Here is an 11,677-nt window from a genome sequence, read left to right as displayed (position 1 = left end):
ACGTTTCCCAGTATACAAGAGGTGCTTTTTTCGTTCAAAGCTCAAATTACTTCATTACAGGAATGGCTCCTTATTATTTTCTCTAACCACGACCTCGGTCATACTGCCTTGGTTATTGCGAGTATACTCCTCATAGCGGGTCATATCTGCGTTAATAGGTACGGAGGCATTTTTTAACAAATGCGTATCCTTATCATACGTATACGTCGCCGTAGCATTCTGCGAGTTTGTTTCGCTTGTAACGTTTTTATAAGAACCGTACTGCCTTGAAGTCGAATATGTCCGGCTGGTCGGCGATGACTCCTTCGTCACTAGAACGGAGGTTTTATTGGGCAGGGGCAGGCCCTGGGTGTACTCATAGGTCGTTTTAATGTGTTCCTTGCCCACCTGCTCCTCTACTGATTTCGTCGTGATGACATCAGGCGAACCGCTCTGCTTCCAATGAGTATAGGTTGTGACCTTCTGACCTGCGGTGGCTGAAACCAGAAATTCGTAGTTTGACCCGTACGAGGAGCCAACCTCAGCCTGACTATACGAATAGTTAACCACATTTTTATTAGGCGCAGTAGAATGGCTGCGATCGGCCCGCGATTTGATGCGATACGCTTCATTGAAGCCTGATGGTCCAATTTTTCGCTGCACAGCTTGCTCTTCGTACGTGTACACACTTTGCGCCTGTGTAGGATATGTAATCGCTGTTAACAAATTGTAAGGATTCGATGTATTAAAACCGGTGTCTTGTCCGACTAGCAGGTTAAAGTTTGCAGGCTTCTGACTATAATCATAGGTGGTGATTCGGCCCTTTTCATCCGTTACACTTACCAAATTTTCGAGCTGAACCGCTCCTTGCTTTTGATAGGTGATCTTTCTAGTCCCTTGCTCAAGGATAACCTGATTTTTTTTATACGTGATTTTAATTTCGTTGCCGAGTACGTCTTTGATCGTAGCAGGCACGAAATTTCTGTTATCATTAATACCCTGATAAGTAAACTCAATCTTATTGTCATAAGCGTCGGAGATGTTCAGCAAATATCCGCCAGTACTGAATTCGTAGATGATTCCATGGATCGTCTTCACCCGAATCAACGAAGTTTGGTTTATTCGAGTAATCGTAAGATCAGACCATGGATAGCCGACCAGCTTGCCGGTATTTCCATCAAAGTACAGCTCATACGTGCCTACGCCCGGCAAGTTCAGATATGATTTAGAGGTGCCGTTATGCATACTTTTATTAGCTTCAATAGTGGGGATATTCCAAGACCATCCCTTGCCTAATTGAAACCTGGATTCTTTATGCGATTCCAAAAACGTCGTCGAACCATAGCCTTGCGTTGTGAAATTGTACCAGACAACCCGACCAGGGTAGGCCCAGCTTGCATCGGTCGCCCAGATATCCATCCCATACAATTGCGCTTCGCTGCTGTCATACGTTCGGGACAAGGTAAAGGACAGCCCGTTTCTCCCTGGCAAGGTGAACTCCGGCTCCGTAATGGACAGGCTGCCTGAGATTGTAGAAATTTGCTCCTGCGTGCTGGATAACGAGAAAGGAGCATTGACTTGCTTCAAGTTCACATTATTTAACGCATCCTTATCGAAACTCAAGGATGGCGTCGCAGAAGCGGTGACGCGGTAAACCGAATCATAGACCGAATCGGTCACGGTTGAACCACCGGTCTCGGGAAATGCCCCCTCTCCGGATGGAATCGTTCGAGCCGCAACCGCCAGTGCTTCTTTGGCCTGAACAAGGCCATAGCCGTATTCCTCCGGGCTGCCCAGATGCAAGGCGCTCTGCTGCAGCACGTGACGAACATCCTGCGGACGCAGCGACGGGTTCTGCGCCTTGACCAGAGCGGCGATCCCCGCTACCTGCGGCACAGCTGCAGAGGTGCCACTGTATGTGACATAGTGCTGCTCCTGCAAAGACAAGCCTTCAATCAACACGCCAGGCGCCATCAATTCAAGCTCGGCTCCGAAATTGGAGAAGGAGGCCCGACGGTTGTCGGCATCAAGAGCGCCTACCCCGATCACGGCTGGCAGCTTGGCGGGATACGCGACGGTTGATTTGCCCTCATTTCCGGCAGCAGCTACCAAAATCAGGCCATGCTGAGCCGCAAGATTGATGGCCTCATCCAGCGCCGCTGAGTATTCCGTGCCGGAGAAGCTCATGGATACGATATCCATCTGATGATCAATCGCCCATTCAATACCTTGAATGACTTGGCTGTAGGTGCCCTCACCCTGCTCATTTAAGACTTTCACATTGTACAGCTCGACCTGCGGAGCAACCCCGACCAGGCCCTTTCCATCCTGTAGTGCCGCGAGCAGGCCAGCCATCAAGGTTCCATGGCCGTTTTGATCCTCCACCGAAGGCTCATCGGAGACAAACGAGACGCTGCCGGCAACCCGCAGCTCAGTAGAGGTCGTTTGTAGTCCGGTATCCAGAACAGCAACCTTAACTCCCTCGCCGCCAGCAGGCTTCTCCGATGCTTCTGGCATGGCAAGGGTGGTAAGATGCGGCAAGATGCGGTCTCCCGTTGCTTTCACGACATTGTCTTTTTCGATATAAGCGACATTCGGATCCTGTTTAAGCGCTTCGACCTCTTCCGACGTCAGCACTGTCGATACCGTAGAAGGGAGACGGTTAAATGTCTTTTCCTTGTTCACACTGCGTTTGTTGCGGGGCTGTGCGGTCTGCTTGCCTTTCGCGCTATCCTTGTACTTGATGATGTAACCGGCCTGTTGCTGGCCTGGGGTTGACTTGGCAGAAGCAATCCCTTGTTCTTTTGGAGATGCGGCCATGCTGGGCGCAGGCAGCAGCGAGGTCACCAACCCAACCGCCAGCATGACGGATAACCATGATTTTTTCATTTCAATCCTCCTCAGTTAGTCGTACTTATTAGTTCGTTCAAGAAATGGGCAGCCCGTTTCAACCTGCGCTCAAGTTCACTTCATCCACATAGAAAGCACCTGCTGCATCGTCTTGCATAGCCCTTAACAGGACGTACACTCTTGCGAAGGCTGCGCTGGACGGCGTTGTTTTCTGCGCAGCCAGTATACGGGCTTCACCTCCCGTGGTCTCGGCCAGCTCTGCGATCGCTGAATCCATAATTTGACCTGCGGCGTTGTAGTAATCGACATAAAGCTGTACCTTCGCATGATACAAGCTTTCCACGTTGACAGCGGCTTGAATCGTGAGCGGTTTACCCGGCTCTACTTTGACGAACTGAGCAATTCCCCGAAAATCGCCGTTTTTAATCCACCAGGCGGCTATATGGAAGGATTGCCGCCCCTCCAGCACTGGAGAAGCTGCCCGGTCTCCATGGATCACCACTGTTTTAAGCGAATTCCCATTTTGATCGTACTTGTAGCCTGTACGCAGACTGCCTTGTTGTTTAAAGGTCTTCGAATTCATTAATCGGCCCGCTTTGTTGTAGCTGTAAGAGGTTTGATCTAGTACAGGACTTGCAGACACAGAAGTAACCTTCAAGTCATCGCTGCTATCTTGAAGCAGGCTCCATCCGCCCGAGCTCTCGAAATCCGAATTGATCAGCAAGCTTTTCGGCGTGCCGTAGCTCAGTTTAACAGCATCTACATACACAGTTCCGGCTCCTCCCGCACCGGTCGCTCTTAGGATCGCGTAAACCTTTGCTGAAGTAGTACCTGTAGGGATCATTCCGCTGTTCGAAAGTGTCAAATAGCCATCCACAGTCGTTAATTGTTCAGTTACACTGCTGCCCGTGAACCCGTTATTCCCTATAAAATCCACATACAACTGCACCTTGGCATGGGACAAGCTTTCCGCATGGAAGCGTCCTTGAATGGAATACGGCCGGTTTCCCTCCACCTTCAGAACTTGACTGATGGCTACGATTCCGTTATTTGGAATTCCAAGCCCACTGATTTTCTGAACGCGAACGCCCTCAGGGGTCGTTGGTACCTCAAATGACGCCGCTGCCGCTCCCCAATTCTCCAGCCCCCAGCCATTTGCAACTCCGTTGGTCCCTGTGTAGCTGTCGAAATCATCATTAAACAATAAGGAATCACTGGTGCTGTATGCCAAATTGACCGTATCCACATACAAAACTCCCGATCCTCCTGCAGCAGTCGCTCTCACCATCGCATAGATCTTGGCAGAGGTTGTCCCTGCTGGAATGACTCCACTGTCGGAAAGAGTCAGGTAACCTGCCCCTGGCGCTGCATACTCTGTCACACTCGATCCTGTAAAACCCGCGTTTCCTATAAAGTCCACGTACAGCTGCACCTTGGCATGGGACAAGCTTTCCACATGGAAACGTCCTTTGATAGAAAAAGATTTGTTCGCTTCTACCTTCACAACCTGGCTAACGGCTACGATTCCATTATTCGGTATACCGGTTCCACTTACTTTCTGGACATGCGCCCCTTCCGGTGTAGTCGATAACCCGAATGAAGCCGCCGTTGCTCCCCAGTTCTCCTGGCCCCAGCCATCCACAATTCCATTTGTACCTGAATACGTATCAAAATCAGCGTTGACAAGCAAATTGTCATCAACTGCATAGGCCTTGGCCGCAAAAAACGTAAACCAAACGACACTGGCTACGAACAAGAAAAGGATCGGTACTCTAGGCGTAAAATGTCTCATTGATTGTCCTTTCGTATGCTGCTGCATTTTGTGAACGCTAACGGGTAACCTGGACAGTACGGCCGCCAACATACTGGGAATGACCATATTGATCCAGTACATAGATATCGGTAAAATAGGTGCCTGTTTCCTGATTATGCTTGGCAAACGGAATCGTGATTTTCCACGTACGTTCACCCACCTTATAGCCTTCAATATAAGGCTTCTCCAAATCATCCTGACCATTAAGCTCCGTCCAGGTCGGAAACAAGACTTTAGCTGCTTCCGGACTCACTCCGTCAATCGTAACGTCATAAGAGCCTTTGTCTAACTTAACAGTGGCAGGCATATTAATTTGTACGGAGGCCGGATTGACCGTGGTTGAAATGCTGTGGGTATGCACATTGTCCGCGTACACATCCGTTAAGTATTCGCCCGCTTCTCCGTTATGCTCGCTGAATAAAATAGTTGCTTTCCAGACACCCTGTGTGACTTTTTGACCTGTTACCCATTTCAGATCATCCTGCCAGTTAGCCGTCGTCCAGGTAGGAAACTTCACAACGGAGGCATTCCCCGGAATTCCGTACGCATAAATGTCATAAGAAGCGATCGTCCTGTCAACGACACTTGGAATTTTATAGCCTGCCTGAGCTTGAACAGTTATCCCCGCAAGTATAGCTGAATTCCCATAAGCATCCAGTGCATACATATCTGTTATATACTTGCCGGTTTCATAGTTATGCTTGTTGAATGGAATCGAAATCTTCCACTGGCCTTCACCAACTCGACTCCCCTTAATATAAGGCTTTTCCAAATCATCCTGACCATTGAATTCCGTCCAGGTCGGGAAAACGACCTCCTTGACCTCCGGATTGACGCCGCTAATAACAATCTCGTAAAATTCCTGGCTCAGGTTGACCGTCGAAGGGGCGTTGACCGTCGCCCATTTAAGATTTACTGTCGCCCGAACACCCTGAACAAACTTGCCGTCGGCATATACATCGGTTGCGTACACACCTGCTTCCCGATTGTGCTCACTTAGCAAAATCGTTGCTTTCCAAATCCCCTCCGATACCTTCTCACCCTTCGTCCACTTGAGATCATCCTGTCCTCCTGCCAAGGTCCAGGTCGGGAATTCAACCTTAGCGGCGTTGGCCGGAATACCATAGGCATACACATCGTAAGAAGGCATCGTTGTGTCCAGCACGGCGGGAATTTGAATGCCAGCTGAAGCCTGAACCGACACCCCGCCCAGAATAACACTGTTGCCGTACAGGTCCTGAGCATAAATATCTGTCAAGTAAGTTCCCGTTTCATTGTGATGCTTATCGAATGGAATTTTGATGCTCCATTTCCGCTCGCCGATTCGGGTCCCGACAATATAAGGCTGCTCCAGATCGTCCTGACCGTTAGCCACTGTCCAGGTCGGGAAAACGACGCGAGCCACATCCGGATTTACGCCATCAATGCTGACCTCATAATAACCACCGCTGACATTAACGGTTGAAGGCGCTGTAATGGGGGTAGCGGCCGGCTGGACCGTAGCTTTAATCCCGTCAAAAATAGTGGTCCCCGCATACACATGGGTTTCATAAATTCCGGTTTCCATATGATGGTTCTTATAAAGAACGGTTGCCTTCCAAATTCCAGGGGCAACTTTCTGACCGGGATACCAGACAATGTCATCATGCGCGTTATGCAGCGTCCACGTAGGAAATGTCACCTCTGTAGCGTCCTTAGACAGACCATAGGCATAGACTTCATAGGACGGCGAAGACAAGTCGAGTGCAGGAGAAACAACGATGCTTGGAGAAGATTGCACCTTGCGTGAAATCATATTGCCGTTGCTGTCATATTTGATCACCAGAATTTCACCAGATGAAGTTACGGTATAAGTCAACCGGCTGTTTTTATCGTAGGTATAGTCAAGCTCCTGCCTGGAGCTCAATGCTAGGACGGAGCCGGCTGACAGCTTGCTGCCAGTGCTTTGCGCTTCTTGAATGGGTTGAACCGTATTTGCAGGCTGTTTTTCCTCGTGAAGCGAAGCGGCGAATAACGGAACCGGCGCTAACATCCCAACAATGAAGATAATCCAAACGAAAATTAAACGATATGAAGCCATACGAGTAACGCTCCCTTTCCTGCTGTTTAATTTGCTTTCTAACTACTTTTTTGGTTACACCTCCCTAAATCCTTTTTCTACATAACGCTCTATTATTCTTGTTTTTTCTACAATTTTAGATTGCAAGTTTAGATTATACACAGTTCATCCATAAATTTCATTGACAGGTTTTGTCGAATTATAGCTGAACTTCATCAGATTTATTTGAACTTCTACGCTATAGCTGCTGCAACCCTGAATTTCAACACATGCTCGTCCGAGCTCCCTCAATCTGCCGCTGCTTGCTAGTGAGTTAAAGCAAAAAAACAGCCCCCCGATTGGGAAAGGCTGTCTTCTCAGTCTCACACAGGCAACGACCTGTCAAAATCCATTCTACCTGCTCTGGCCAGCAGATGCCGCTCCCGTCGTACCCGCAGGAGCCGACTTTGTCGTGTCCGTACCCGCAGGTGCGGCAGGTCCAATCAGCACACCCGTGCCATTAGTCCCGGCTGCGCTTCCCTCCGGGCCGCCTGCTCCGGCAGCCGAGGCGGGCAGCTTCGGTCCAACAGCCGATTCAAGCACGATCGTACGCGTCACCGTTTCCGGGCTGCGCCCGTATTTGTTTTCCGCCCGGATCGTAATCGTGTTCGTACCTGCTGCCAATACGACATCCCGGCTAACGCTGCCTTGACCGGCCAGCACGTCATTCACATAAATATTCGGCTGCTTGTCGTAAGAATCCGCAGCCTCGGCTTTGACGGTCACGATGCCGGACGTCGTCCGTTCAGGCAGCTCCGCTACCGTCAACTCAGGCACGGGCCGGACGATAAATGCGGACACGGGCGTCCAGATCGCCGGTATCACAACAAACAAGACGACAGCGATCAACAGGATGCGGATAAGCGGCTTGCGTCGACGCAGCAGGTTGCGCTGCCAGCCCGGCGCCTGCCTTTTACGGATGTCCCGAAACAAGCTGACAAACGCTTCGTTTGGCACAGCCATCAGACGCTCGCCAATCGGCTTTTGGCGCAGCGCCCCGTGGTCATAACGGTCGAAATACCGGTTCAGCGCCGCACGGTAATGCGGGTCGATCCCGCCGCGGGAGCCGATAAAACGCTCATCCGAAGCGCTCCATTCGATAAAGGCATAAATAATGTCCTTGCTGCCCGCCGCTCTGGCCAAATAATCGAGCATGGCATCAAAGTCAAACGTCCCCCAGCTGCCTCCCTGGCTGCCGCCTTCGCGGTAAAAGGCGAACGGAATGCCGGAAAACGATGAACGGGGCATGCCTCCGAGCCAAACGCCCTGCAAAAATGCTTGCGCCCGGTCCAGCTCCAGCGGCCCAAGCTTGGCCATCGCCGCCGCAGCCATCGCCTCGCCGCCCCGATCCATGTGCAGCACACGGTAAACCGCCGTCCACAGATCAAGCGTCAGGCGGTGGCCTTTCGTCAAATGCGGCAGCAGCTCCGGCGCCGTCGGGTCCAGCATAAAGGAAAGCCGGGCGACCTGCTCCGCCTCCAGCTCCGCAAGCGGAACCTCCTCCAGCAGCAGCAGCTGGATATCCAGCTTCAACAGCTCGCAGTAGTCCGCATAACGCTCCAGTCCCTCTTGCTCCGGCAATTCGTCGAAGAAGCGGAACAAAGCCGCGCCGATCTCGACCTTGCGCCCCAGCGCTTCCTTAGCCAGCAGCCGCTTCACGGCCGTAACCGTTTCTGCGGCAAAAAAGCTTAGCGACAGCGTATCCGCATTCATCAACCAGAAAGCGAGCGCTGCCTGCAAGGCTTTGGCGCTGTCAGCCCGCCCAAGCGCGTAAGCCGCGCAGCTTTCAGCTGTTCGCGGCGATAAGCCGGACAGCTCGCGGAACACGGCCTTGAACAGCTCCGGCCGCTGCCTGAGCGGTTCCAGCAGCGGCGCAGTTGCCGCCGTATCGCCCCCCGCCGCAGCCCGCATCACAAACAAAGCGACAGCCCGGCTCAGCAAGGCGGACTCGCCGCGCCCGACATCTTCCGCGCAGCCCGCCATCGCCTCGATCAGCTTGGAATCGCCGCTGCGTTTCACATCGGCCGTTTCCAGACGAAGCAGCTGGACGACAAGCTCCTGCAGCCGGGATTTGCGGAACGCTTCACTTTGTCCCTTCAAATAGATGCCCAGTGACTGCCAAATTCGCGCTTGATCGGTATCATATAGCGACTCCAGCGATTCGCCCTCGGGCCCGCTTTGCTCGATGAGAAACAGCGTACACAGCTCCTCATAGGTAGCCAAAGCTAATGCAGCGCCCGCGTCCAGACCGTGCAGCGCTTGCTCGCAAAACTGAAACAGCTCATCGAGCTGGTCCGGCGCGTGACGCAGCGACCAAATCGTATCCAGCAAGCGGCTGCCGGAGCCTGCGGAGCCCGCCGAGGCGAAGCGATCCGCGCCTGCCGTTCCGCCGCCGGAGCCAATTCGCGCGCTCACACCGTTACTCGCAGCAGCTCCGGCCCGGATTGCTCCGGCTGCCCCGTTCTCGGCAGCTCCGATGCCAACGGACATACCTGCTGCTTCCGTAATTTTCCGCCGATCCAGCAGCGCTTTGGCCAGCCGATCTGCCGAAGCGCTCGCAGCTTGCGCTCCTGCCAGCCGATCCGTCGACGTCCCGGCGTTTTCCGCCCCTCCTGCCCGGTTGGCTGACTCATCCGCGACTGACGTTTCTGCCGTACGGCCGGTCGATACGTCCGCAGCCTCTGCATCATGCGACCGTTCCGCCGACAAGCCGCCAGCTTCCGAACCTTTGGCCTCACGGACCGGCAACGCTCCCGCAGCGTCAGCTCCCGTGATCCGGCCTGCCGCCAGGTCAAACACCATGTCGCGCTCCAGCTGCCTGTCACCTTGACGCAGCCCGCCTTTGCCGAGAAAGGTCACATGCAGATGCTGCTTGCCCTCCGGCTCGCCGGAGTAGGTCAGCACGCCCAGCCTGCGCCGGAACGCATATGGCAGGCTGCCCCACAGCAGCTGCATCAGCGTCCTCGCCTCCCGCTCTGCCTCCAATGGCTGCCCATCCAGCACAATGTAAACTTTGCGGCGATTGGTCAGCGAGGACATGATCGACACGAGCAGTTGACCGAAAATTTCACGGGTGACGCCAAGTCTCGCCAGCAGCTCGTCAGTCTGTCCTCCTGCCTGCCGCCCCGTCTCACCCGCCGCGCTAGCCGTCGACAATGCGTCTTCTCCCCGGCCCGACCAGTCCTTTTTCAGCTCGGCAGCCCCGAGAAGCTCCGGCAGCTCCTTGCCTTGAGCAGAATCATGGGAAACCGCAAAGCGGTCCAGGCCAAATACAAGCTCCGGACGCCGCACCCACTCATCCTTCCGCGAGGAAGGCACCACGTATTGATGGGTGAAAAACGCGCTGCGCTGTCCGGTAAAATCCACAGGCACAAAGACGGTTTGACCGATCACCAGATCCCCGTTATCTGCGTGATACACGGCAAGCGCGGCCGGATAAGCCGCCCCGTCCTCGGTTGCGCCGCCCCCCGGCAGCTCATGCTCCTGCGGCCCCTTGTACGCGCAATACGGATGAAGCGCCGATTTGACAAATAACCCGTCCAACCCCGGCGAAACCGCCACCGTATCGAACCCTTCGTTAGTCCGGAACACGCCCTCGCGCGCACGCGTAAAATAATGCTGTTGAATGCTGCGCTGTCCCTTCGCAGTCACGTCGCATCTCTCCTGTCGATGTAGTCGAGCTGGTTCAGCAGCCAGATGAACGGCTCATCGACCCGCACAGGGCTGATCACACCCGTTACCTGCCGGTTGACCGGGTTGGTGCCCAGCGCCGAGACGGCGAAATACGCCGTATTGCGGAAGTAGACGTCCACGGCGTCCTTAAACGGACGGTCCACCTTTTCGATAAACCGGCGTATTTCGCCGTTAATATTTTCAAACTCTGTCCTGTTCAAGTAACCTCTATGCCGCACATCTTGAAACACATTGCTGTTTGGACGGATGTAATCGCTGTCCTCCTCCTGCAAATGCTGCAGCATGTCGCTTTTCGTCAGCACGATGGCCGTCGGAATGTCCGTCTTGCCGCTTTGCTGATGGGAGATAAAATTTTCATACAAGGAGATCACAACCTCGCGCGGCTCATCGTAGCGGCTGGCGAACTCGCCTTCTCCCTCGCCGAGATTCAAACGGATTTTGTCGCGAATCGTCCGTACCTGCAGCGGATCGACGAGAAACAAAATCCCCGACGAATTTTGAATATGCGCTGCATAGATGTCCAGATAGTCCCGCTCCACCATCCCCTCGCCCGCCACATCGAAAAATACGAGCAGCAGCGGCGGCTTTGTCTCATCCTTGAAAATAAACTGAAAGATGTACGGCTCCTGCTGCTCATTCGGATTCGTTGAGGACAGCATGCTGCCCCGCTCAAAGATCGGCTCATGGTAATGATGCCGGAACTTGCGGGAAATATCCGCGCTCAGCGGCATGCAGGCCGCCTGAAAATCGGCGGCGGTTTCCGTCTGCAGCGTATGGATCAGCGAGGTCATATACACCGATTTTCCGACCTGCGACGCGCCGACAATCGAAATGATGTTGCTCGGCACCTGCCCGGCTGTAATCGGCAGCTCATTGTGGCAGTTCGGACAAAGACGGCGGCGCGTCGTCACCCCGTACCGATCCGTAAGCCCGACGAGCACCTGCCCGGCGTAAATTCGACTATCCTCCGGCACCGTATCCGGATCAAGCACCGCCTCCATGTCCGGCAGCGCAAGCCGGAACTTGCGCCGCCACGCATTCAGACGCTCATCCTCCTGGAGCGCGAACTCGTCATCCTGCTCCTTCACATGCGCAGCCCGAAACACGACCTCCGACGGCTCACTTTTGGCGAAGCAATACGGACAAACGATGCTATAAAACGGCGGCCTTTCCTTAACAGGCGCCTTTTTATCAAACAAGCTTTTGAAAAAGTCCAGCATGCCGATCCTCCCCCTTATGACGAA

The 11,677-nt window shown here is 53.5% G+C and carries 5 protein-coding genes; all 5 read right to left on the bottom strand.

Annotated elements, in window-relative coordinates:
- Positions 1-54 precede the first annotated feature (54 nt).
- Positions 55-2,868 (bottom strand): S8 family serine peptidase, encoded by a 2,814-nt coding sequence (locus tag AC6ROY_RS12795; RefSeq protein ID WP_500100871.1) that lies wholly within the window; start codon positions 2,866-2,868, stop codon positions 55-57.
- Between the two features lie 58 nt (positions 2,869-2,926).
- Complete coding sequence (locus tag AC6ROY_RS12790; RefSeq protein WP_500100870.1) at positions 2,927-4,621, bottom strand: hypothetical protein; 1,695 nt, start codon at positions 4,619-4,621, stop codon at positions 2,927-2,929.
- Between the two features lie 37 nt (positions 4,622-4,658).
- A complete protein-coding gene (locus AC6ROY_RS12785; RefSeq protein ID WP_500100869.1) occupies positions 4,659-6,722 on the bottom strand; it encodes a GBS Bsp-like repeat-containing protein in 2,064 nt (687 codons plus the stop codon).
- Between the two features lie 372 nt (positions 6,723-7,094).
- Positions 7,095-10,391, bottom strand: coding sequence for a GAP1-N2 domain-containing protein (locus AC6ROY_RS12780; protein WP_500100868.1), 3,297 nt, complete (start codon positions 10,389-10,391; stop codon positions 7,095-7,097).
- Complete coding sequence (locus AC6ROY_RS12775) at positions 10,388-11,653, bottom strand: TRAFAC clade GTPase domain-containing protein (protein ID WP_500100866.1); 1,266 nt, start codon at positions 11,651-11,653, stop codon at positions 10,388-10,390. The genes AC6ROY_RS12780 and AC6ROY_RS12775 overlap by 4 nt, the downstream gene beginning before the upstream one ends.
- Between the last annotated feature and the right edge of the window lie 24 nt (positions 11,654-11,677).

It is taken from the genome of Paenibacillus sp. sg306046, assembly GCF_059821225.1.
The sequence above is the reverse complement of the archived record's forward strand: the minus strand, read 5'-3'. Positions and strand labels throughout refer to the sequence as shown.

What these genes read in the sequence shown, in the direction of transcription:
- AC6ROY_RS12795 (WP_500100871.1), bottom strand. Translation starts at nt 2,868, where the DNA reads ATGAAAAAATCATGGTTATCCGTCATGCTGGCGGTTGGGTTGGTGACC.
- AC6ROY_RS12790 (WP_500100870.1), bottom strand. Translation starts at nt 4,621, where the DNA reads ATGAGACATTTTACGCCTAGAGTACCGATCCTTTTCTTGTTCGTAGCC.
- AC6ROY_RS12785 (WP_500100869.1), bottom strand. Translation starts at nt 6,722, where the DNA reads ATGGCTTCATATCGTTTAATTTTCGTTTGGATTATCTTCATTGTTGGG.
- AC6ROY_RS12775 (WP_500100866.1), bottom strand. Translation starts at nt 11,653, where the DNA reads ATGCTGGACTTTTTCAAAAGCTTGTTTGATAAAAAGGCGCCTGTTAAG.